This is a genomic window from Methanobrevibacter gottschalkii DSM 11977 (assembly GCF_003814835.1).
In the GTDB taxonomy this organism is placed as follows: Archaea; Methanobacteriota; Methanobacteria; order Methanobacteriales; family Methanobacteriaceae; genus Methanocatella; species Methanocatella gottschalkii.
On the sequence record NZ_RKRG01000003.1, the window covers coordinates 214,787 to 239,542 of the forward strand.

General features: G+C 29.4%; 23 protein-coding genes. 16 read left to right on the plus strand and 7 right to left on the minus strand.

Annotation, left to right across the window (positions count from 1 at the left end):
- The first annotated feature begins 91 nt into the window (after window positions 1-91).
- Complete coding sequence (locus EDC42_RS07750; RefSeq protein WP_123833444.1) at window positions 92-4,669, plus strand: collagen binding domain-containing protein; 4,578 nt, start codon at window positions 92-94, stop codon at window positions 4,667-4,669.
- A 170-nt stretch (window positions 4,670-4,839) separates the two neighbouring features.
- Here EDC42_RS07750 and EDC42_RS07755 read toward each other — a convergent pair whose 3' ends face one another.
- Entirely contained in the window at window positions 4,840-5,325 is a 486-nt protein-coding gene (locus EDC42_RS07755; protein WP_069575378.1) for a DUF308 domain-containing protein, read from the minus strand.
- A 57-nt stretch (window positions 5,326-5,382) separates the two neighbouring features.
- On the opposite strand from EDC42_RS07755, the gene EDC42_RS07760 reads away from it, so the two are divergent.
- The gene (locus EDC42_RS07760; RefSeq protein WP_069575373.1) at window positions 5,383-5,901 is read left to right on the plus strand and encodes a nitroreductase family protein; all 519 of its coding nucleotides are present in this window, start codon (window positions 5,383-5,385) and stop codon (window positions 5,899-5,901) included.
- The gene (locus tag EDC42_RS07765) at window positions 5,888-7,063 is read left to right on the plus strand and encodes a MalY/PatB family protein (RefSeq protein ID WP_069575385.1); all 1,176 of its coding nucleotides are present in this window, start codon (window positions 5,888-5,890) and stop codon (window positions 7,061-7,063) included. Before EDC42_RS07760 ends, EDC42_RS07765 begins: the two co-directional genes overlap by 14 nt.
- Before the next feature lie 22 nt (window positions 7,064-7,085).
- On the opposite strand, the gene nudC is transcribed toward EDC42_RS07765, so the two are convergent.
- Window positions 7,086-7,886 carry an NAD(+) diphosphatase gene (gene nudC / locus EDC42_RS07770; protein WP_069575370.1) on the minus strand — a complete coding sequence of 267 codons (801 nt, stop codon included), beginning with the start codon at window positions 7,884-7,886 and terminating at the stop codon, window positions 7,086-7,088.
- 71 nt (window positions 7,887-7,957) lie between these two features.
- Between nudC and EDC42_RS07775 the strand changes: the two genes are divergently transcribed.
- The 3 genes from EDC42_RS07775 (at window position 7,958) to EDC42_RS07785 (ending at window position 10,207) form a co-directional block, all read left to right on the plus strand.
- Window positions 7,958-8,464 (plus strand): ferritin, encoded by a 507-nt coding sequence (locus EDC42_RS07775; RefSeq protein WP_069575365.1) that lies wholly within the window; start codon window positions 7,958-7,960, stop codon window positions 8,462-8,464.
- Between the two features lie 39 nt (window positions 8,465-8,503).
- Entirely contained in the window at window positions 8,504-9,151 is a 648-nt protein-coding gene (locus EDC42_RS07780; protein WP_069575360.1) for a hypothetical protein, read from the plus strand.
- Between the two features lie 75 nt (window positions 9,152-9,226).
- Window positions 9,227-10,207: a beta-ribofuranosylaminobenzene 5'-phosphate synthase gene (locus EDC42_RS07785; RefSeq protein ID WP_069575356.1), complete on the plus strand. Its 981-nt coding sequence runs from the start codon at window positions 9,227-9,229 to the stop codon at window positions 10,205-10,207.
- Between the two features lie 18 nt (window positions 10,208-10,225).
- Here the strand turns inward: EDC42_RS07785 and EDC42_RS07790 are convergent, their stop codons facing one another.
- The 3 genes from EDC42_RS07790 to EDC42_RS07800 are packed head-to-tail and all read right to left on the minus strand — an operon-like array spanning window position 10,226 to window position 13,003.
- Entirely contained in the window at window positions 10,226-11,218 is a 993-nt protein-coding gene (locus EDC42_RS07790) for an acyltransferase family protein (RefSeq protein WP_069575352.1), read from the minus strand.
- Window positions 11,219-11,260: 42 nt separating this feature from the next.
- On the minus strand, window positions 11,261-11,701 hold the full coding sequence (locus EDC42_RS07795) for an acetolactate synthase (RefSeq protein WP_083234889.1): 441 nt from the start codon (window positions 11,699-11,701) through the stop codon (window positions 11,261-11,263).
- Window positions 11,702-13,003, minus strand: coding sequence for a phenylacetate--CoA ligase family protein (locus tag EDC42_RS07800; RefSeq protein WP_069575343.1), 1,302 nt, complete (start codon window positions 13,001-13,003; stop codon window positions 11,702-11,704). It lies immediately after the preceding gene.
- 211 nt (window positions 13,004-13,214) lie between these two features.
- Between EDC42_RS07800 and EDC42_RS07805 the strand changes: the two genes are divergently transcribed.
- The 9 genes from EDC42_RS07805 to EDC42_RS07845 all read left to right on the plus strand — a co-directional run bounded on the left by EDC42_RS07805 (window position 13,215) and on the right by EDC42_RS07845 (window position 19,780).
- The gene (locus EDC42_RS07805; protein ID WP_083234888.1) at window positions 13,215-13,925 is read left to right on the plus strand and encodes a DUF2162 domain-containing protein; all 711 of its coding nucleotides are present in this window, start codon (window positions 13,215-13,217) and stop codon (window positions 13,923-13,925) included.
- Between the two features lie 15 nt (window positions 13,926-13,940).
- Window positions 13,941-14,585, plus strand: a complete 645-nt coding sequence (locus EDC42_RS07810) for a MotA/TolQ/ExbB proton channel family protein (RefSeq protein ID WP_069575341.1) — start codon at window positions 13,941-13,943, stop codon at window positions 14,583-14,585.
- Window positions 14,586-14,592: 7 nt separating this feature from the next.
- Window positions 14,593-14,916 carry a DUF2149 domain-containing protein gene (locus tag EDC42_RS07815; protein WP_069575381.1) on the plus strand — a complete coding sequence of 108 codons (324 nt, stop codon included), beginning with the start codon at window positions 14,593-14,595 and terminating at the stop codon, window positions 14,914-14,916.
- Window positions 14,917-15,022: 106 nt separating this feature from the next.
- Complete coding sequence (locus EDC42_RS07820) at window positions 15,023-15,340, plus strand: transcription factor S (protein WP_069575340.1); 318 nt, start codon at window positions 15,023-15,025, stop codon at window positions 15,338-15,340.
- A gap of 382 nt (window positions 15,341-15,722) precedes the next feature.
- Window positions 15,723-16,538, plus strand: a complete 816-nt coding sequence (locus EDC42_RS07825; RefSeq protein WP_069575333.1) for a phosphate ABC transporter substrate-binding protein — start codon at window positions 15,723-15,725, stop codon at window positions 16,536-16,538.
- A gap of 78 nt (window positions 16,539-16,616) precedes the next feature.
- The gene (pstC, locus tag EDC42_RS07830) at window positions 16,617-17,495 is read left to right on the plus strand and encodes a phosphate ABC transporter permease subunit PstC (RefSeq protein WP_069575331.1); all 879 of its coding nucleotides are present in this window, start codon (window positions 16,617-16,619) and stop codon (window positions 17,493-17,495) included.
- A complete protein-coding gene (pstA, locus tag EDC42_RS07835; protein WP_069575329.1) occupies window positions 17,492-18,343 on the plus strand; it encodes a phosphate ABC transporter permease PstA in 852 nt (283 codons plus the stop codon). The genes pstC and pstA overlap by 4 nt, the downstream gene beginning before the upstream one ends.
- 14 nt (window positions 18,344-18,357) lie before the next feature.
- Window positions 18,358-19,110 carry a phosphate ABC transporter ATP-binding protein PstB gene (gene pstB, locus EDC42_RS07840; protein WP_069575328.1) on the plus strand — a complete coding sequence of 251 codons (753 nt, stop codon included), beginning with the start codon at window positions 18,358-18,360 and terminating at the stop codon, window positions 19,108-19,110.
- Between the two features lie 13 nt (window positions 19,111-19,123).
- Window positions 19,124-19,780, plus strand: coding sequence for a phosphate signaling complex PhoU family protein (locus EDC42_RS07845; RefSeq protein ID WP_069575326.1), 657 nt, complete (start codon window positions 19,124-19,126; stop codon window positions 19,778-19,780).
- A 1,033-nt stretch (window positions 19,781-20,813) separates the two neighbouring features.
- Here the strand turns inward: EDC42_RS07845 and EDC42_RS07850 are convergent.
- Both EDC42_RS07850 and EDC42_RS07855 read right to left on the minus strand, forming a co-directional pair.
- A complete protein-coding gene (locus EDC42_RS07850) occupies window positions 20,814-22,112 on the minus strand; it encodes an IS630 family transposase (RefSeq protein ID WP_123833445.1) in 1,299 nt (432 codons plus the stop codon).
- 192 nt (window positions 22,113-22,304) lie between these two features.
- A complete protein-coding gene (locus EDC42_RS07855; protein WP_069575195.1) occupies window positions 22,305-23,192 on the minus strand; it encodes a phosphate signaling complex PhoU family protein in 888 nt (295 codons plus the stop codon).
- Between the two features lie 275 nt (window positions 23,193-23,467).
- Here EDC42_RS07855 and EDC42_RS07860 point away from each other — a divergent pair, with 275 nt between their 5' ends.
- Window positions 23,468-24,529, plus strand: a complete 1,062-nt coding sequence (locus tag EDC42_RS07860) for an NAD(P)-dependent alcohol dehydrogenase (RefSeq protein WP_069575196.1) — start codon at window positions 23,468-23,470, stop codon at window positions 24,527-24,529.
- Window positions 24,530-24,756 lie beyond the last annotated feature (227 nt).

Genomic DNA, 24,756 nt, shown 5'->3' on the forward strand with positions numbered 1-24,756 from the left:
TGAAGGGTTAGGGGGATTTTTTTTGAATAAAAAATCGAAATTCCCTTCATTATTTAATATATTTTTTTTTAAAAATGATTTGGGGATAATTATGAGATTAAATAAAAGTGTTTTATTTGTATTTATGATTATTTTTTTATTGAGTTTGAATTTTATTGTTGCAAAAGATATTAATGAAACTAACTTAAATGCAGATTCTTTTGAAATAGATTATGATGATTCAATTTCTAGTTCATATGATACAAATTTACAAAAATTAAATCAAAATGATATTGAAAAAACTGATGAATCATTAGAAAAATCAGATAATTCATCAAATAGACTATTAAACGAAGACAATAATAATGGGTTGTTGGGTGATGGTGATGGTTTAAAGCATCTTTATGTTGCACCAAATGCTACTGGTAGTGGTTTAGATGAAAATGACCCTGGAGATTTTATAACAATATTAAACAATACTGAAGATAATACTGTTATCCATATGCTTGAAGGAACTTACCTACTTTCAAACATTACTCCAATTTATCAAGATGGTTACTATCACTTTATTTCAATTAAATCAAAGAATAATATAAGTATTGTTGGAGAGAATCCAGATAAAGTAAAAATAATTTCCAATTTAACACCTAAAAAAAGAACTTCGTTTATATTTAGTTTGCATAATACTAATAATTTTAAATTTGAAAATATTACATTCAGTGCTATTAAAAAAGATCCCAAAAAAGAAAAGACGAAGTCTTATTTCCTTTTGAATAAGAATAATTATATTTTTGAAAATTGTAAATTTATAGATGCCTATTCCAAATTTGCTATTATAGAACTGGATGAGGGTACTCATCTAACTATTAATAATTGTTATTTTACATCAACGGATGGACATGTTGGAAGAGAAATATCTCCAAGGTTATTTTGTTCAGTCCTTTTAAATAATACTATTTTTAAAAATTGTTGCAGATATTCTGATTATAAAATAGGTGTTATGGGTAATTATAGTATTTTTAATTCTCAATTTCTAGAATATGATGATAATCCATTATTGTATTTTCAACCATATTGTAATTTGATTTTTGAGAATAATTATGTTGACCACCCATACAATTTTGTTTTTTTCCAACCATCTGATCATTACGAGGGTTCAAATAGAATGTTTTGTTCACATACTACTCTTACTTTTTTAAATGGTGAGGATAGTGTTAATGTTAATTGTGGAGATGTTATTAATCTTAATGCTTCTTTAGTAGATGATTTAGGTAATATTCTTAGTCTTTATAAATTGAAGTTCAATCTTTTTGAAAACGACCTTACATATACTAATGGGGTTTATCAAAAAGAAGTTACTGTTCCTGATGTGCCTGGTGAATATTACATTGATGTTAGTGATGAAATGTTCACTAAATATCTGGGCAATTGTACAGTGAAAGCTCCTATTTTTATTGTTAAAGAAGCTCCTGAATTCCTATTTGATGATAAAAACAGCAGCACTTATGGTGAGGATGTTATTATCAATGTGGATTCACTGGATATTCCAGATGGAAAGTTAACTTTCAGATTCAACAATAGTGAAATAATCAAAAACATCACAGACTACAGATGCAGTATTAATTTGGGAGTATTGCCTGCAGGTGAATACGCAATTACTGCTTATTATGCAGGTGATGAAGTTTATGGAGCTAAATCATACACAAAAACATTTAATGTAACTAAAGCAAAATCAACAATCAGCTTAACTAAAGGCCATGTTGATGCCATTAAAGATAATGGTGATGTTGGTTTCTACTTCAGCACAACTGAAAATGGCAATGAAAACACCATAGGTATTATTTTACCGGATAATGCAACTGGTAAATTAACATTTAAATTGGACACCGATACTTATAGTATTGACATTACCAAAAGAAAAGTACTGCTCGGCAATTTGGACTATGGTAGTTATATTATTGCTGTTAAGTATGATGGTGATAATAATTTCAATGAAAGTGAGGAGTGTACTTTTACCTTAGTTAACAGTAAGCCAAGTGTTGATTTAACCTTAAATTACAGTAATATTAATTACACTAATCCGTTTAATGTTAATGTAACTTTAAATCAGGATGTGGTTAAAGATACAATCATCTTTGAAGTTAGAGATTTAGAGGACAATCTTATTAACTCAACTACTGGAATTATTAGCAATAAATCTGCTAATGCTACTTTCACAGGTCTAAATGCAGGTGAATACAATATCATTGCAATTTATGAAGGTGATGAAACTTATTGTAATTCCATTGCAAGTCAAAGATTTAATGTTAACAAAATTGATTTGGAATACTTTACACTAAAAGCTGACAAAACAATCAGTATTCACGATAATATTAAAGTGGAAGCTTTAATTCCAGTCAATGTAGGTGGCAGCATAACTTTCAGAATAAATGGTCAGGACATGACTGTTGAGATTTTTAATAATCGTGCTGAGGCTATTTTCGATAATCCGGGTTTAGGTAACTATACAGTTTATGCGACGTTTAATGGTGATGATAATTATAATCCTCATGAGGAAAACATTAATATCACTGTCATTAAAGCCGATGCTAATTTAAGTGTTTCTGCAGAAAATGTTGATTGGGGAGAAGAATTAGTTGTTGTTGTTAAAACCGACACTAGATTCACAGGCAATCTTAGTGTTAAAATAGATGGTGTGGAGAAAATAGTTGAAATCACAGAAGGTCAAGGTAATGTTTCATTTTCTAATCTTAAAGCAGGTAAATATAATGTTGCTGTTGAATTCAATGAGAGCGAATTTTTCACTTCATCACAAAAAGACATTAATGTAACTGTCAATAAAATAGATTCAGCATTAACTCTGGATAATGATGAGATGGTCTTTGATTATGGTGGATCTGCTTCAGTTACATTTGGTTATGATGGTGCAGTTAATGTTACAGCTGAAGTAGTTAATCATCCTGAGGCTGTAATTAAGATTAATGAGGATTGTATTGTTGTTTCTGATTTGGATGCTGGGCAATATACCTTGAAAGTCACTACTGTTCCTGATGAAAACCACACTGGTGTAGATAAAGAATTTGAAGTGACTGTCAATAAAATAGATTCAGCATTAACTCTGGATAATGATGAGATGGTCTTTGATTATGGTGGATCTGCTTCAGTTACATTTGATTATGATGGTGCAGTTAATGTTACAGCTGAAGTAGTTAATCATCCTGAGGCTGTAATTAAGATTAATGAGGATTGTATTGTTGTTTCTGATTTGGATGCTGGGCAATATACCTTGAAAGTCACTACTGTTCCTGATGAAAACCACAATAGTGTGGATAAAACAATCAGCATTACAGTAAATAAGGTAAATGCAAACATCAATATTGAGGATATTGTTTTAGACTATGGTTCTCATGACATTACAGTATTTACAGGTGAAGGTATTGAAAGTGTCAATGCAAATATCTTAAATCAAAGTTATGCAAATGTCATTGTTTCAGGCAATAATATTAGCATTTACAATTTAAATGTAGGAGAATATGTTTTACAGTTAATTGTTAATCCAGATGAAAACCACAATAGTGTGAGTAAAAATGTTAAGGTAACTGTTAATAAAATAGATTCTGTTATTGATATTAGAAATGAAGTGGTCTTCACATACGGTGATGCTGGTTATTGTGATGTTTATAGTGAGGGTGCTGTTGACTTTACTGTAAAAGTAATCAATCATCCGGAAGCAGTTATTAACATCAACAAGAATGGTATTGTCAAGGTTTCAGCTTTAAATGCAGGAACATATATTATGGAAGTTACCACTAATCCGGACACTAATCATAATTCAGTTACCGGTAGAGTTAATGTCACTGTAAATAAGGCTGATTCTAAAATCATTATTCCGGATATCATATTTGATTATGGTAATTCAGGTAGTGTGAATATTCTTGTTTACAATGCAACTGGAATTGGCAATGTCAATGTTGTTGGTCATCCTGAAGCCATAACAACCATTAATGGCACTAAAATCAGTGTTGGTGGTTTGAATGCTGGATCATATATTTTAACTGCTACTGCACTTACAGGTGACAATTATAATCCTGTAAACGTCAGTGCCAATGTTATTGTTAATAAATTAACCACCATTATTGGTGTTAAAAAGGTTAATGGTGTTTACGGTAGTTCCGGTAAGCTTATTGTTACTTTAAAAGACAGTAATGGTAATCTTTTAACTGGTAAGTTGTTACGTGTTAAAGTAGGCAGTATTTCAAAGACTTTAACTACTAATCGCCATGGTCAAGTCTCTGTTAATGTTGCATATTTAATTCCTAAAAGCTATAATGCAAAAATCAGCTTTGCTGGTGATAATGATTTAGTCGAATCATCAAATACTGCTAAAGTGGTTATCAAGAAAGCAACTCCTAAATTAACAGCCAAAACTTTAAAAACAAAAGTTAAAACAAAAAATAAAAAGCTTAAAATAACTTTAAAAAACAAAAAAGGAAAAGCTCTTAAAAATACAAAAGTTACTTTAAAACTTAAAGGCAAAACTTATAAAGCAAAAACCAATAAAAAAGGAATTGCCACATTTAAAATAACAAAATTAAATAAAAGAGGAACATTTAAAGGAACAGTTAAATTTGCAGGAAACAAATACTTCAAAGCCATAAACAAAAAAGTAAAAGTTATAGTTAAAAAGTAAAAAAACACAAACAATTTTTTTACTTCTTTTTTTATTTTTTTAGAATATCATATAATTTTTAAAATAAATTACCTTTTCTTTGTTTTAAGTCAGATACTTGTTTAATAATTTGTTCATGATGATGGTTACTTTTTTGATGATTTAAACACTCTTTTTATATAAGTCAAATTTTAATCATTTAAAAGGAAAGATACTCCTTCAATAATTAAAACGATACCAATAATAATTGCAATGTATATTGGTTGGTTGAGAGCAAATATAGCAAGAGCAATTGATACAATACCCATTAATAAAACAAGTATGGATGTAAAAGAAGATATTCTATTTAATTTTGAGATTAATCCGGTTATTCCAAATACAATCATAATAAATCCGACAATATATAATTGGAATCCAACCAAAAATGAAAGAGCATCAAGATAGAATATAAATCCAAATCCTAAAATAACTGCAACAATTCCAATTATTATTGATATTAAAGAATATGGAATTCCATTTCTTCTCATGGTAAAACCCATGAATGCCGCTGACAGACCAAAGAATAGTAAACTTAAACCAACAATTATTGAAATTAGATTTGATGAAAACATTGGGAATAATATGAATATCAAACCGAGAACAATACTAAAAATACCTGATAAGTTTTCACGTTCCATTATCTCACCTCCATTAAAAAATTAATTATTTATATGATTTAGATGCTATTTATAAATATGTCTGATTTTGAAGAAATCATAAACACAAGAAGAAGCGTTCGCCAGTATCAGGATAAGGATATTGCTGAGGAATTAATACTAAAAATCTTAAAAGCTGGAATGCAGGCACCTGGTTCTAGACTCGGAGCAGAACCTTGGGAATTTGTTGTAATTAAAAACAGGGAAATTTTATCGAAACTTGGTGAAATTAAGCCTCGTGTAACTAATGCTCCAGTTGCCATTGTACTTGTTGCCAATATTGGAAGGGCATTTTATAAAACTGTTTGGCAACAGGATATGGGTGCTGCAGCTGAAAACATGCTGCTTGAAGCAGTGAATCTTGGATTGGGTGGTCTTTGGAATGGAGTTGCGCCTGATGAAGAAAAAATGGCTAAAATCGGGAATATAATCGGAATTGATGATATTGCTGATTTAAAACCATTTTGCATTATCACATTAGGATATCCTGCTGAAGGCTTTGAAAATAAATTCATGGATAAATTTGATGAAAGTAGGATTCATTATGAAAAATACTGACTATGATTTTGAAAGTGTCATTGATAGACATAACACTAATTGTGTAAAATGGGATTATTTTGATGATGAGTTGCCTATGTGGGTAGCAGATATGGATTTTAAAGTAGCTCCGGCCATTGAAAATGCTGTTTTAAAAAGAGCGATGCATCCGATATATGGTTATACAATTGTTTCAGATGAACTATTCGAATCATATATTAACTGGTGGGATAGAAGATATGGATTTAAAATGTATCGGGAGGACATGTTATATTCTATTGGTGTAATGCCGTCCATATCTTCAATGATAAGGTGCTTAACAGATATTGGAGATGGGATTTTGATTCAATCTCCAGTTTATCATGTGTTTTATCATGTGATTGAAGAGAATAATCGTAAAGTTGTAGAAAATGAATTGGTCTATGAAAATGGGAGATATAATATTGATTTTGACGATTTGGATAAAAAATTATCAAAAGTAAAAATGATGATTGTTTGCAATCCTCACAATCCAATTGGCAAAATTTGGTCAAGAGAAGAATTAGCTAAAATCGGTTATTTATGCAGTAAATATGATGTTATTTTAGTATCTGATGAGATTCACTGTGATCTAACAGATCCTGATATCAGATACAATCCTTTTGAAATTTCTTCAGGTTATGAAAAAGCAGTAACTTGTTTATCTCCTTCAAAATCATTTAATATTGCCGGTTTTAAAAGTTCCATTGTTCACACAAAAAACACTGAATTGTTTGAGAAAATCAGAACACAGCTGCATATTGATAACTCGGATTCTTGTAATGTATTTGCAGCAAGTGCTGTAATTGCCGCTTATAATGAATCAGAAGAATGGTTAAATCAGCTTAAAGAAGTGTTATTCGAAAATAAACAGATTGTTAAAGAATATCTGGAAAAGGAATTGCCTGTTATAAAATTGGTTGACTGTGATGCAACATATCTATTGTGGCTTGATTGTTCAGCATTAAATGCTCCCTCAAAAGTTTTATCTGAGTTTTTAAGAACAAATCATGGATTGTTTTTATCTGCAGGTATTGATTTTGGTCAAAATGGTGATAACTTCTTAAGAATGAATATTGCCTGTCCTCAAATACTGTTAAAAGATGGTTTGGAAAGATTAAAAGCTGGAATAACTGCTTTGAGTTATATAAATAATGGATTATAAAAAGTTTTCAAACGGTTTTCAGTCATGGATTGGCTGAATCAATAAAATCTTGAATTAACCAATCGGATATGCTGATGTCAGAATCATATCTAATTATTTCATCTTTTTTAAACCATTTTGCTTTTAGAATTTCATCTCCATCAACTTTTATATCTCCATTTTCATATTCTGCAGTAAATCCCACCATCAAGGAGTTTGGAAATGGCCAGGACTGGCTTCTTTTATATTCTAAATTTTTAATTTCAATTCCAACTTCTTCTGAAACTTCTCTTTTGACCGCTTCTTCAATTGATTCGCCAGGTTCAACAAAACCGGCTATTAGGGCATATCGTATTGTTTCATGATAACTGTGATTTGCCATTAGCAATTCTTCACCTTTTCTAATAGCTACAATAATTGCAGGAGCAATGCGAGGATAATGGTTTTGACCACACTCAGGACATTTTAACATCATGTCTTTTTCATCTATTTGAGTTTTAGTACCGCATCTTCCACAATATTGATGTGATATATACCAATCGTTGACAAGAACAGCTTTTCCACCCATCAAATAAAGACTTTTATTGAATTCATAAACTTCCATAAGTTGATAAAATGAATCTGAAGTATTAACATTTGCTACAAAAGCTTTTTTATTGTTATATTTTCCGATATATAAACAAAAATTAACATCAAAATCATCTAAACTATTCGCTAATTGTTTATCTTTATTTAAGTACAATTCTCGGTCATGATTAAAAATAAAAATATAATCATCATCGGCTGGTGTCATCTCTTCGTTAAAATCGATTTGGTAGTTTTCATAAATGGATTTCTCAATCATGGTTATTGATATGTTTTTAAATTACTTAAAATTTATATTGAACATCAAACAAAAAATATAATGGTGATATTATGGTATCTAAAAATATGGAAAAAGCATTAAATGCTCAATTAAACGCTGAAATTTACTCAGGATATTTATATTTATCCATGGCGGCTTATTTTGAAGATGAAGACTTAGCAGGATTTGCTAACTGGATGAGAGTACAAGCAAACGAAGAATTAGGGCACGGAATGAAATTCTATGATTATATTATTAGAAGAGGATCTTCTGTTACTTTAACTGCAATTGATGCACCTCAAACTGAATGGGACAGTCCACTTGCAGCATTCAAACATGTTTTGGAACATGAACAAATGGTAACTGGTCTTATCAACGATTTAGTAAACATTTCCATTGAAGAAAAAGATCATGCAACAAATAACTTCCTGCAATGGTTTGTTGAAGAACAAGTTGAAGAAGAAGAAAATGCAATGGATTTACTTGCAAAAGCTAAATTGGCTGATGGAGATAATAGATTAATTTACGAATTAAATAAGGAATTGGCTACTCGTGTACCATCTGAATCTCAAGACTAGATCTGTTCTAGTCTAATTTTATTTTTTTTTGGTGTTTTTATGAATTATCCCGATGGTCCCACCAGTGAAGCTCAAGTTGATTCAACTGAATTTGATGCAGATTTATTGCATGAAAATGATTTGGGGTCAGTACACATTCATGGTCATTTTGGCAATGTTGAATCTGAAGTTAAAATAGCTTATTTGATTGGGATGCATCCTCTTGAGAGCAAATCTCACAGAGCATTATTTGAAAAGCTGATCTCAAAAGAAGATTTGAAATATTGTTATTATTTGTATAATATTAATGTTTCAAATAAAAACAGTGAATCTGAAGGAAGAAATGAAGGTCAACTTTTGGCTCAGGAATCTGTTCAAAAAGATATTATTTCTAAAAATTATGACTTATTTTTAGATATTCACTCAAATAGGGGGCCTGATGGTCCTGGAGATTATAAAATAACTAATTTTCTTTTCGCTCCAGGTTTTGATGATAAATCCAGTAAATTCATGAATGAAATACTTGATCAAATTGATGAAATTGTATATTATGCACCTAAATTCAGATCAAGTCCTAGTTATATTACTGAGCCAACAGCAGAAGCAGGAATTCCAACTTTAGTTTATGAATGTTATTCCTCAGAACCAATGGAATATACATTGTATTTGGCTGAAAAATTAATCTCTGTTGTTGATACATTATTTTAATAGAATAATATAACAAAACTTATAATACTTTATTTATATATTTATGTAATATAAATTTTTTAAATTGGTGAAAACATGATAATTAGAGCACCTTCAAGAATACATATGTCCCTTATTGATTTAAATGGATCATATAGGAGAGTTGATGGAGGTATTGGATTAGCATTAGCTGATCCCCAATTCGTTTTAGAAGTTAAACAGATTGAAAATGGAATAGAACTTGAATTTGCAGATAATGTAACAGACGAGGAAGCTATCGAAGAATGTAGGGAAAAAATCCCTGATGCAGCCAGAAAAACTATTGAACACTTTAATATTGATTCCGGTTTTAAATTTATTGTTCATGAAACATACCCTCCACACTCCGGATTTGGAAGCGGAACCCAAATTGCTATTTCAACAGCCCATTTAATAACTGAAACTATGGATATTGAAGTAGAAAGCAGAGTACTTAGCAGTGTTGTTGGAAGAGGAGGAACCTCCGGTATTGGAACATATACACATGATTTGGGTGGATTTATCTTGGATGGCGGACATAGTAAGGAAGAAAAACCATTATTTTTACCTTCAGGCGCATCCCAAGCAAAACCAGCTACTTTAATTGCAAGATATGATTTTCCGGAGGAATGGAATATTTTAATTGCAATTCCGGAAATTGAAAAGCATATGGAGGGGGATGATGAAGTGGATGTTTTCCAGACTTATTGTCCTATTCCAAAGGAAGAAGTGGAGCAAGTGTCTCATCTGATCTTAATGAATCTTGTTCCGTTCATGCTTGAAAAGGATATTAAAAATTTTGGCTGGGCTGTAAGTGAACTTCAAAAAGTTGGATTTAATAAACTGGAGCATTCTCTTGATGCTAGCTATTTGCCAACTATGCAGGCTATTGAAAAAGCTGGAGCTTATGGTGTGGGTATATCTTCATTCGGACCGGTTTTATATACTTTCTTTGATGAATCAAATGAGGATATCGTAGAAAAAACAAAAGAAATTATTGGTGAAAATGGTACTGTCTTTGTAACTAAAGCGCAAAACCATGGTTTCACTATTGAATAGCTGTTTTTCAAGAGGATTTTATCCTCTTAATACTTTTATATCTGCATTGGTTAAATCAAGAATCTTATTTTGAATATATGTTGCTCCAACTGCACATACTACAATAATGATATAACTTAAAATCCAATTTAATTCTCCAAAAATTAATGGTATAACGGTCAGGAATAATATGTGCCATAAATAGATCCATAATGAAGATTTAGAACAAAACTCTATAACTCTGTTTGGCTTCAAATCAATTCTTTTAAATATGCTTAATAGCATGAAAGATACAAACAGCGCATAACTTATGTAATAAACTGTTGGCGGATATTTCATAATCTGTGTTGGCTGGAATATTCCAGTATTCAAATAAATTATGACCGCCTGAATAATAAATGCAATTAAACAGATTATTGAGACATTTCTATCCATTTTTGGACTTGTTTTTGTAGAAATCATTCCAAGCAAATATATTATTCCATAAGGGATAACATAAGCTAATATAAACTCAAAAATGATGTTTGTTTCATTTATTTTTAAGAATATTGATAATTCGTATAATATATAGATTAATAGTAAAATTAAAAATTGAATATAGTCATTTTCAATCTTGTCGAAATAATAGATTACAGGCGTTATGAATGTACAAATAAGAAATATTCTTATGATCCAAACATATGGAAGTCCATCAAGCAATAAGAAACTGTTGAGTATGAAATCGGCATCATAATGATAGATGCCATTTATTGGTAAAAATGCCATTACAATAAAAAATATTATTAGAAATGTCCATGTTGGAAACAATAAACGGCTAATTCTTTTCCAGTAATATCTTAAAAATGATCTGTTTTGTTTAAGATTTCTTTTAAAAGAATTTACTGCAAGAAATCCTGAAATTATTACCATTAATGGAACATCAAAGTTTCTAATCTGCAATATACTTTCATCTGTTGAAATATGGGCTAAGATAATACATAAAAGACCTATTACTTTTAAGTAATCAATAAACACCGTTCTATTATTTTCCATTTATTTCACGTAAAAAAATAAGGATAGATAATTAAAAATTATCTATAAGTTGTAAACTTCATCTGATGGCACGATAACTATATCATTATCTTGTAGGGAAGAAATTAACTTATCTATATCATCAGCATGGAGTAATAAAATAGCTTTCCCCTCTTTATCATGTGTAAATGCATAAAGATATTCTAAATCAATTCCATTATCTTTAATAACTTTCAAAACACTTGTAAGACCCCCTGGTGTATCATTCATTTCAACACCAATTATTTCTGTAATTTTAACAAGGAAATTGTGTTCTTCTAAAACTTCTTTTCCCATTTCAGGATTATCCACTACAAGTCTTAAAATACCGAATTCAGAAGTATCTGCCATACACATTGCTCTGATGTTCACACCATTTTTTGAAAGCACTTCTAATGGTTTTGATAAGCTGCCCATTCTATTTTGTAAAAATATAGATAATTGTTTGATTTTCATATTTATCACCTAGTGTAAGTTTCTCTCGTCAATTACTCTTTTTGCTTTTCCTTCGAATCTTGGTAATGTTTTTGGTTCTACCAATGTAACTTTTACACGAATGCCTGTTTCATTTTCAATTGATTTGCCAATTTTGTTCTGGATTGCCATCATTTCTTTCACGCCATCGAAGAAAATATCTTGTGATGCTTCTACTTTAACTTCAATTTCATCTAAAGTTCCGGGTCTTGTAACTATAATCATGTAATGAGGCTCTACATCACCAACTTTAAGTAATGCTTTTTCGATTTGGGATGGGAAAATAGCTACACCTTTTACTTTAATCATATCATCGGATCTGCCAGTAATTCTACTCATTCTTGCATGAGTTCTGCCGCAACTGCATTTTTCATAAGTAAGTGTGGTTAAATCTTTTGTTCTGAATCTTATGATGGGCATTCCTTCTCTTTCAAGGTTAGTTAAAACTAATTCACCAGGTTTGTCTCCACCAATCACTTTTTCTGTATTCGGATCGATGATTTCAGGATAGTAGATATCTTCTGCAATGTGCAGTCCTTTTTGCGCTTCACATTCCACACCAACACCAGGTCCCATAAGTTCAGTTAATCCGTAAATATTATATGCTTTGGCACCAAATAGCTCTTCCACTCTTTGTCTGATTTCTTCAGTCCACATTTCAGCTCCAAATCCAATAGCTTTAATTCCTAATTTTTTCGGATCAATTCCATCATCAAGAGCAACTTCTCCGATATGTATTCCGTAGGATGGAGTAAAAATTAATCCGGTAGTGCCGAAATCACTCATAATTTCAATTTGTCTTCTGGTCTGGCCGGTTGAAATCGGAATGATTGCCGCACCGATTTTGTGAGATCCATAATGAACTCCAAAACCACCGGTAAACATTCCGTAGCCATGGGTATTTTGGATAATGTCGTTTTCACCAAGACCCATCATTGTAAGTCCACGGGCTGTTGTTTCCGCCCATGTGTCCAAGTCTTTTTCAGTATATCCTGATACTACTGGTTTTCCTGTGGTTCCAGATGAGGAATGTAATTCTTTTATGTCTTTTATATCTACTGCAAAAAGTCCAAATGGATAGCTTTCTCTTAAATCATCTTTTGTGATGAATGGAAGTTTTTCAATATCTTTTAAAGTTTCGATATCTTCTGGATAAACTTCAACTTCTGAATATCTTTTATTATAATAAGGTATCTTATTAAATGCTCTTTTTACAGTCGCTTGAAGTTTCTTTAATTGTAATTCTTCAAGGTCTGGCCTTGACATAGTTTCAATCTCTTCATTCCAAAACATATTTTGCCTCATTTTCTTTTGTTAACATACTATTATGTCATTACAATACTTTAAAAGTTACTAATTTTAATTGTATTCATTATTTAAATAATAAAATTAAATATATCATTGATGTTTATTTCATTACACATCGTTTAAAAATTTATATAGTTTGTTATATTAATAATAAAATGTAATTAATTAAATTAAAATTGATTATGAGGAAATAAATATGGATATGATAAGTGTTTTATGGCAAGTTGGAATCTTTGCTTCAGTCCTTGTTTTTGGAATAAAAATAGGGCTGGCATCAGGTCTGGCTAATTTGCCAAAAAAATTATTTGCAGTAATTTGCATGTCTTATGGTGGTGGAGTGATTCTTATTTCATATATTGCTTCATTTTTCGCTGAACAATTAGTTCAAGCAATATACAGTTATAATACAATATTTTATATTATTATGGCTTCAATCATGATTATTGCAGGTTTATTTACAATAAGGGAATGGAAAATACATGATAAAAATACATCAACTGCTACTTCTCTAGCGATTATTGCACCTTGCCCGTGCTGTTTTGGTTCAATTATTGCAAGTGTTTTAATTGTTGCACCAACTATAGGTATCAGTTCACTTAATCTAAGTTGGTATGCTTCAGCAGCATTAGTCGCTGTTATGGTAGTAACTTATTTTGCATCCAATACAATTATTAGATTTACTAATAAGCCGTATCCTATTGTTTTAGGTAATTTCATGTTATTGCTCGGTGCATATTTCTTGCTTTCAGCTATTGTAATTCCAAATATTGCATCATCATTAACTAAAAATACAAGCCCGATTACTATTGCTTCTCCTCAGAACATACTCATGGTAATTTTAACATTTGTTATTTTACTTGTTGGAGGCATGGTCTTAAATAAAAAAGGGAGAAACATTTTAGATTAAATTTAGGTGAAAAATATGGTTTTAAACATTCCAGGTGGAGAATTTTTAACTGGTTCTCTTGATGTAATCTCACAAAGCTTAACAATTCCTGTACTTGTTATTCTACTTGTAATTGTTATTATTTCAATCATTACATTAGGAGGAATTATAGCGGAATATACTTCAAGAAAAAAAGTTCCGATAGGAACAATTAGAGATTTGATTTATGATATTAATCTTTCAGAATCTATTGATGGATTAAAAAATATAATTTCAAAAGCTAAAATCCCAAATTCACAGAAAAAGGTTTTAATCGAAATTGCATCAGCTGAATCCTTAGGTGTAAATTCACGTGAAGCTTTAGCTCGTAAACTGTTTGAATTCGAAGAAGAAAAGACTATGGAAACATTAAAGAAAACTGATATCATTACTCGTATTGGACCGACATTAGGTTTAATGGGTACTCTAATTCCGATGGGTCCTGGACTTGCGGCACTCGGTGCAGGGGATATTAATACTCTTGCTAATTCCTTAACTGTTGCATTCAACACTACTATTGTAGGTATTGGTTCAGGTGCTTTATGTTATTTCATTGGTAAAATCAGGTCTTCATGGTATGATAGATATTTATCAGATTTGGATGCTTTAATTGATTCAGTATTGGATTATATGGATAAATAGTGGTTTTATGGTAAGAAAAAGTAATAGGCGCAGGTCAAAAAGAGTTGAAGAAGATCCAATGGCAGGTACATCTAACCTTGTAGATGCAATGCTTGTTATTGCTGTTGGGTTTCTTGTTTTTGTTATCATAAGTTGGAATATGCAGGCTATGATAGATCCAGATCAAAGTATACAAGAAAAAATGCAACAACAAAAGACAACCGAAGTGGATCAGGGCCAACAGTTAAATGAAACTCCGGATACTTCAAACAGTTCTGGTCAAGGGTATACTGAAATGGGTAAGGTATACAAAGATCCAGCTACGGGTAAGCTGATTATGGTGGAAGGTTAAATCCTTTCACAAAAAAACTTTTTTTAACTAATTTTTCAAAACATGAATATTTATAAACTACTTTAATTATACTAATATTTACAAATTTTAAATGGTGTTTAATAATATGGAATTCTGTCCTGATTGTGGTGCAATGTTAATGCCTAAAAAAGGTAAAATTAAATGTACATGTGGGTATGAAAAGTCTTTAAGTGATGATGATTTGGTTGAACAATATCATATGAAAGGGGAAACTAATCCTGAAACCAAAGTAATAGTAACAGATAGTAATAATGTTGCATTGCCAACAACAAAAATAACATGTTATAAATGTGGTGGGACAAAAGGATATTGGTGGACAGTACAAACAAGATCAGCAGATGAAGCACCAACTAATTTTATCCGATGTGCTAAATGTGGCAACACTTGGAGAAGTTCTAATTAGCAATTTATTGATAACATAATTTTTCTTTCAAAAACTTATGTGTTTTTTTCTTTTTCATTTTTTATGTTTCAATGATTTAATTTTGTTATGAATATATTTAAAAGGTTTTTGAGTATTAATTGTGCTATTTAAAAGAAAATTCAATAAAATAATAAATTTAAAATCATCATCTAAACTTTAATTAAAAAATAGTTATTTTTATGATTTTTCATTCTTATTTTGGGAACTGTAGGTTTATTTTATATTTTTTTTATTTTATTTTATTCACTTTTTATGAATAATAGTTCATATTTTAGTAAAGTTTATATAATCATAAATTAAACTTCAATTATACATATGAAATTATTTGTATGTACAATAAAATCAAGGAGTTATTACAAAAATGAAAAATACAAAAAAGATTGTTATTGTAGCAATTATTATTGTTATTGTTGCAGGTATTGCACTTCTTTCAGGTGTTGGAAGTTCAGAAAATATAGATATTGTAGGTTCTACATCTGTGCAACCTGTAGCTGAGAAACTTGTCGAAACTTATAAACAAACACACCCTGATGCTAATATTAATGTTCAAGGAGGAGGTTCTAGTGTAGGAATTAAAAGTGCACAAGATGGTAGTGCAGATATTGGAACCAGTTCCAAGGAGTTAAAAGAAGATGAAAAACAAGGATTAACTGAATATAATATTGGTCAGGATGGTATTGTAATAGCTGTTAATAATGAAAATACTGTAAATGATTTATCAAAAGATCAATTAAAAGATATATTCTCAGGAAAAATCACCAATTGGAATCAAGTTGGAGGTCAAGATGGTGAAATCAATATTATCACTCGTGAAGAGGGTTCTGGTACTTTAGATGCATTTGAAAATATTGTAATGGGCAAAGATACTAAAATTAGAAGTGATGCAGTTGTGCAAAGTTCTACAGAAGCTGTGAAACAATCTGTAAAACAAGATTCAAATGCAATAGGTTTTGTATCATTTGCTCACATGTCAAATGATGTAAAGGCATTATCTATTGGTGGTGTAAGCCCAAGTACTGATACTATTGCAGATGGATCATATGAATTACAAAGACCATTTTTATTCCTTGTTAAAGGAACTCCATCAGGTGATTTAAAAGAATTTATTGACTGGGTAAATAGTTCTGAAGGTCAAAAAGTTCTAAATGAAGAAAAAATTATTAAATCAACAAATTAGCTAATTTATATACTTTCAGGTAAACTATCTGAAAGTTAATTTATTACTTTTTTTGAATTAAAAATTATGGGGTTTAAAATGGAAAAATCTAACATGTCAGAACAGTTTATTGAGAAAGGTTTATTAATAACTGCAATGTTCTCAATTTTTATCATATTGATTATTTTAGGATTTATTATAATTGAAGGATTACCTGCTTTTCAAGATTATGGTTTCATTCAATTTTTATTCGGACAAACTTGGTCTCCTAATGAAGGGCAATATGGTCTATTTTCAATGATTATAGGATCCATTTGTGTTACTATATTTGCTTTAATTATTGCAGTTCCATTATCAATTTTATGTTCTATATTTATGGCAGAGGTTGCAAATGAAAATATTAAAAATTTTTTAAAACCTGTTATTCAAACTTTATCAGGAATTCCTTCAGTAGTTTATGGATTTTTTGGGCTTATTGTTCTTGTTCCAATAGTAAGATTCTATTTTGGAGGTACTGGTTTTAGTATTTTTACAGCAGGCATTATTTTATCTGTTATGATTTTACCCACTATTATTTCAGTGTCATTTGACTCTTTATGTGCTGTACCAAATGAATATAAGGAAGCATCTCTTGGTTTAGGTGCTACAAATTGGCAAACTATTAATAAGGTAATATTTCCAGCATCATTGCCAGGTATTGTGACTGCAATTATTTTAGGTATGGGTAGAGCGATTGGAGAAACATTAGCTGTAATTATGGTTGCAGGTAATGTACCTGGAATTCCTAATTCAATATTTTCTCCAGTAAGAACTTTAACTTCAAATATTGCTTTGGAAATGAGTTATGCAACAGGATTACATCACAATGCATTATTTGCCACTGCAACCATATTATTTGTAATTATTTTATTGTTACTGGTAATTGCTAATTATATTCAACGTAAATATAAAATGGATGTTGGAGGTGGCACTTTATGAAATTTAATTATATTTCTCCTAAGAGATCTCAAAAAATAATGAATGGAATATTTATATTTTCAGGAGTTCTTACATTATCTATTTTAATTATTATTTTAGGTTACATTTTGATTAATGCTGTTCCTATATTAAGTTTTGATTTTATCTTTGGTCAAGTTATTGACGCAGGTAAATCTGGTGGAATTTCCCCAATGATTGTATCCAGTTTATATGTTACATTTATTTCAATTTTAATAGCTACTCCTTTAGGTGTAGGTGCAGCTATTTATGTTACAGAATATTCTAAAAATGGATTATTAATAAGATTAATCCGTTTTGGTGCTGAAACTTTAGCTTCGATTCCTTCAATTGTATTTGGATTATTTGGATTGACATTTTTTGTAGTTTTTTTAAATTTAGGATGGTCAATTCTATCAGGTGGGCTTGTACTTGCAATAATGGCAATTCCAACAATTTTTCAAGTTACAGAAGTTTCTTTATCATCAGTTCCAAGTTCATATAAAGAAGGAAGTTTTGGTCTAGGAGCCACTAAATGGCAAACAATTTGTCATGTTATTTTACCTGCAGCTATTCCAGGTATTGTTACTGGAATTATTTTGGGATTAACTCGTTCTATATCTGAAGCAGCAGCTGTTATGTATGCAGTAGGTTCTGCCACTACAATACCAATATCTATGTTTGATCCAGGTAGGCCATTACCATTGCATTTATATGTTTTAGCAACAGAGGGGGTTTCTTTGCCTAATGCATATGGAACTGCAGCAGTTTTAGTTATTATTGTATTAATAATTACATTTTTTACAAATTATATTGTAAATAGATATCAAAAGAAAATAATGGGTAATTAAAAGAGGTTAAAATTATGGATAGAATTATAGTTAAGGATTTGAATACCTATTTTGGTAATTCTCATATTCTTAGAAATATTAATGTTACATTTCCAGAAAATAATGTAACTGCATTGATTGGACCTTCTGGTTGTGGTAAATCAACTTTTTTAAGGTCCATTAATAGGATGAATGATTTAATTTCCACATTTCATCATGATGGTTATATTTATATTGATAATAAAGATATTTACGATTCTGATGTGGATGTTGTTGAATTAAGAAAAAAAGTAGGGATGGTTTTCCAAAAACCAAATCCTTTTCCAAAATCAATATTTGAAAATGTTGCTTATGGTTTAAGAATTCATGGTTATGATGATGAAGATTTTATAAAAGAAAGAGTAATCGAGTCTCTTAAAGCTTCTGCTATTTGGGATGAAGTTAAAGATAAACTTGATCAATCTGCAATGGGTTTATCTGGAGGTCAACAACAAAGATTATGTATTGCTAGAACTATTGCTAATAATCCAGAAGTTATTTTAATGGATGAACCTTGTTCTGCTTTAGATCCTATTTCAACTCTCAAAATCGAAGATTTAATGCATGAACTCAAAAAAGATTATTCAATTATTATTGTTACACATAATATGCAACAAGCTTCAAGAGTTTCAGATTATACTTCATTTTTCTTAAATGGTGAAATAATTGAAAGTGGAAAAACAGAACAGATATTTGTTAATCCAAAAGAAGAAAAAACAGAAGAATATATTACAGGAAGATTCGGATAAAGAGGTAATTAATATGGATAAAGAATACCCAAGTATTTCATTTAAAAATAGATTTAAAAAAATTGAAAGTGATATAGAAGAGCTAAATGATTTAGCTATTAAATCTAACATGGATGTTGTTAAATTATTTGAAGAATTTAATGAAAATTTATATTTTGATATTTTGAATCGTTCTAATGAAATGGATATTAAAACAATTGATTTAGAAAGGGAATGTATTAAATTTATGGCAACAGAACAACCTGTTGCGCATGATTTAATTTTCATGGAATCTGTAATTAGAGTTATAAGCCATATTAAGAGAATTGGTCGTTTATTTTTAAAAATTGCTCAATCAATTAAAAATATTAAAGATGTTGAGATTCCAGAATTAATAATAAAAAAATTATGTTATATGGGTGATTATATTGAAGTCATGTTGAAAAAATCCATTTTTGCATTTTTAAATAAGGATACACAAAAAGCTAAAGAATTATCTCATGATGATGATGAAATTGATGAATTGTATGAGTTTATTTTAAACGATTCTATTGATATGATTGAAGATAGAAAGATTTTAATTGAGATTATTTCAATTGCAAGGCACTTTGAAAGAATTGCAGATAAAACTGTTAATATTGGTTCAAGAATTTTCTTTGTAATGGATTTTAAAAGGCCAGATATAGAATAAAATAATAATTTTTATTATTTTATTACATCTTTTGAGTGAAATTAGTATAATAATCAGTTCTATTATATAGTCAATATATAATTTCTACTGATTCTCTTGTGATAATAATGTATGGTTTATGTTAAGTCTTTATTTGATTGATTTAGAAATATTCTATTTTTCTATTTATTAGTTTGAATTTTTTTCAATTTTTTAATTTTTAAATATAGTTTTTGAACAAAAATGTTTTGATTATATTGTCTTTGTTTTGTAATTCAATAATTATTTCATTTTGAATATTTTTCCATGTTGGTGTGTTTTTCAGGATCCATTTGCGTTTGATTTTATTATTGTGGTTATTTTTTTGTCTATATATTTTTTCCTAATTAGTAGTATATTCTGCTTGTATTGTCTTTATTTTGTACAGCAATCTGATTAAGATGTTTTTTTTAAATTTATTTTTTTGATGTTTTTTTAGTTGTTTTGAAGTATCTTTTAGTACTTCTACAGGTATCAAGCATGATTTTCCATATCCAATCTTAATTTCTTCATTATTCTTCTTAGTTGTCTATCACTATGAATAACATCAAATTCTTATTTGTTTATTTCATGTTTTATTTCACAAACGCTTGTTAATTCTTTTTCATGTTATTTTTTTAGTTTTTTTTTAAATTGTTTTTCTTATAGTTTTGTTTTTCATACAGATAATTCTTTTTCTAAGTAGTCCATTAAATCCTCTTTATTCCAAGCTTTTAACCATGTATGACTAGTTTTAATTGTTTTTCCACGTTTTATAGTATATTTCACCGTTTCACCAGATATAAGTCTTCAATGAATGTAAGTTTTTCATGAAACTCAATATAACGCTTTAATTCATCTTTAATTTCATAAATTTTAGAAATTGGAATTTCTTTTATTAATATAAATATTTATTTGTATGGAATTATGATATAAAAAATTAGTATGAAAATGAGGATACAACACAACCATAAAATTAAAATTTTTGTCTAATTTTTAAATATTAATTTATATATAGTTTAGGACAAAAAATTTTTTAGTTAACCATGATGAATTTACTGATCCAATTTTTATAGTAGGAATCTCTATTTACGATTCTATAAAATTCTTTTTCGAATAATTCTTCCATAAATTTTATTGTATCAAATAAATAATATGCCATATACTTTTTTATTGATTTCCAGACTTGTTCTATTGGATTTAAGTGGGGAGAATGGGGAGGTAAATGAATTAATTTTATATTTAATATTTCACATGCTTGAATCACTAAATTAGCTTTATGAACTGAGTAATTATCCAATACCACTACAAGTTTTCTTTCATTTTGTAAATTATTGATTATATTGTCTTTATTTAGTAATTTAATGATTATTTCTTTTTGAATATTTTCTATGTTTGTGTGTTTTTTAGGGTTTAATTTATTTGCTTTATTCTTTATTTTTACCAAAAATTGCTTTTCAGAACTATTACTGTTTGATATGAATTCATTAAATTCATTTTTTAATGTTTCTAATGTATTTTCATCTTTTAATTTATTGTAAATCTTATTTTCATCTAGTTCATCATCGGTCAAAATATTTTTAAGTTCTGATTTTAACTCTTTATTTATGCAATTAACAATTCTAAGATTGATTAATGATTTTATTTCCTCAAATGTATGGGTATTTTGTTGAAATAGTATTAATGAATTGCCGTTTACTGCTTGATAGCCATTTGCATTTAATTTTATTCTTGTAGTTATTTTTGTCTGTCTATTTTTTGTTCCTAATTCGTAGTATATTCTGTTTGTATTGTCTTTATTTTGAACTGCTGTTTGATCAGTGAATATTAAAATGTCTTTTTTTAAATCTATTTTTTCTGTGTTTTTTTTTAACTGTTCTGAGGCATTTTTTGGAGCTTCTGCAGGTATGACATAAGGTTTTCCATATCCAAAGCCTAATTTTTTCATAATGCGTCGAATTTGTCTATCACTATAACTTACACTAAATTCTTCGAATATTTCATGTTTTACTTCACGAACACTTGTTAATTGTTTTTTTATGATGTTTTCTTTTAGTTGTTTGAACTGATTTTCAGTTAATTTTGTTTTTCGTCCAGATCCTTCTTTTCTGAGTAATCCATCAAATCCTTCCTCATTCCAAGATTTTAACCATGTATGGCCAGTTGGAATTGTTTTTCCACGTTTTTCTATAGCATATTTTACTGTTTCACCAGCATATATATCTTCAATGAATGTTATTTTCTCATAAACTTCTATATAATGCTTTAAATCAGCTTTAACTTCATGAATTTTAGAAAGTGGAATATCTTTATTAATATAAGCATTTCTACTCATATTACTATTTTAGTCACATTTAATATAAATATTTTTTGTCCAAAACCATATTTTTTAAATTTAAACTCTAAATTTAAATATTTTTTATTATTTGATGGTATTATTAAACATTAAATAATTGTGTCTAATCTTCAAAATAAGAAAAATAAAATAAATTAATATTGGCACTGAAAAAATTCAGATCCATAAAAACTATTTTCTAAATGAGCGAGGAGTTGTTGGTCTTGGTATATCTTTATGAAATTCTGCAGCTAATTCAATTATTTCAACTGCAATATCACCCATCCGTTCAAATGATTTAACAACTCTTGAAATATAAATATAATAATTATATTTTTCAATATCCTCAAATGAATTCTCAGCCATTTGACTAGCAACTAAATTTAAAGCATCATGTTGCTTTTCATGCATTTTTTCTTCAATATCCATTAAATCGCCACGTAATTCTAATTTTTCACTAACAAATGCATCAGTTGCATATGAAATAGATTTTTGAGCATATTTGTGCATTTTTTTTAATATGTCTAAGAGTTCTTCATCAACAGGGGTTTTTTCATTTATGACAAATTTAGCAATGTGACCGGAATAGTCTCCAATACGTTCATAATTATATGCTGCTTCGTTAAATAGTAAAATTTTAGAAAGTTTTGAATGAGGATCTATATTAACAACTGTTTCAACAGAAGAACGAACTTTTTCAAACATGTTGTTTGTGGTGAAATCCAGTTCCAAAGCTTCTTCGGCCATTTTTTCATCATTATTCAAAATAGCATCAAAAGACATTTGAACTTCCTTTTTAACATGTTCTGCCATATTTTTTAACATATTTTCAATTAAAAAGTAAGCTGAATGCTGTTTTGAATTAAAAATTGGATTTGAAGAACCATAAATTTCATCGTATTTATTTAAATCAATGACATATGATCTTTTTACAATATCCTCTTCAATTAATGGTTTAAGTAATTGGGTAACATATCTGCGGCTTATTCCTAATGTTTCAGCAATCTCTTCTTGAGTGGATGGTTTGTCATAAAAAATAACATCCAAAATATCTTCTAATGTTTTATTACTTCTTGTCAAAGAAATGACCTCCTATTTCTAATGAGTATATAAATAATAATTGGGATGTATGTATATATAATAGCTATGTAATATTAAAAGTGAATTTGATTTTTAACTTGATGGTATTTTTTCATAAAATTATTTTTCATGTTTTAAATTATTAAACATTTTTCAATTAAAATTAGAAATATTTAAATAATTTTAAAACATAGTTTTAATCACAAGTTGTTTATTTCGATTAATTATTGAAATTCAATCAACTTTCAAATAATTTATAGGAGGATATCAAAAAAATGAAAGGTTTAGCAAGAATAGATCAAGATGTAATGGATTGGGTTGAAAAAGACAAACCAAAATGTGGGCCATATGATGCAATTGTAAGACCAATTGCTCTTGCACCTTGTACTTCTGATGTACATATTGTTTGGGGTAATGCATACATGAGTGATGCACCTAATCGTATCCTTGGGCATGAATCAACTGGTGTTGTTGAAGAAGTGGGGGATTTTGTCACTGATTTCAAACCTGGAGATCGTGTTATTGTCCCAGCAATTACTCCAAATTGGAACAGAGTTCCTTCACAAAAAGGTTTCGGACAACACTGTGATGGAATGGGTACTGGAATGACATTTATTACATTTAAAGATGGAACATTTGCCGAGTACTTTAATGTAAATCATGCAGATGGTAACTTGGCACACTTACCTGACAATGTTTCTCTTGACCAGGCGGTTATGATATCAGACATGATGACTACCGGTTTTTATGGTGCAGAACTTGCTGAAATTAAACCAGGTGAAACAGTTGCGGTATTTGGTATTGGTCCTGTAGGACTCATGGGTGTAGCCGGTGCACATTTCATGGGGGCATCAAGAATCCTTGCTGTTGGAAGCAGGCCTGTATCAGTTAAAGTAGCAAAAGAATATGGTGCAACTGAAATTGTTGACTATCATGAAGGTGATACTGTAGAACAAATAATGGATCTGACTGATGGTGAAGGTGTAGATAAAGTAGTTGTAGCCGGAGGAAACGCAAATACTGTTGGTGAAGCTTTATCAGTTCTGAAAGTTGGAGGTATCCTTGGTAATGTAAACCATTATGATGGTGTTGAATCTATCCCATTACCTGCACTTGCATGGGGTGCGGGACTTGCTGATAAAACAATCCGTGGTGGTGTGTGTCCTGGTGGACGTGCTAGAATGGAGCAGCTTGTTAAACTAGTTGAATATGGTCGTTTCGATTCAAGTAAATTAATTACTCACAGATTTACTAACTTCGATGATTTATATGAAGCTATGATTTTAATGAGGGATAAACCACGTGATTTAATTAAACCTGCTGTTATTTTAGAATAGCTAAATAATTAATACTATAATTTTAAATTATAGTATTTTATTTCATTTTCAGCTGTTTGCCAATTTGATGTAATGCTTTTCTTTCTTCATCTTTTTTTTTATCATGTTAATTTTTATCTTTTAGGTATTCGGCTTGTAAAAATGAAAACAAGTTCAGAATACGGTTCTGATTCAAATCAATGAACTAAAAATATTAAATTATATCTTTTAATATTTTATTTATATTA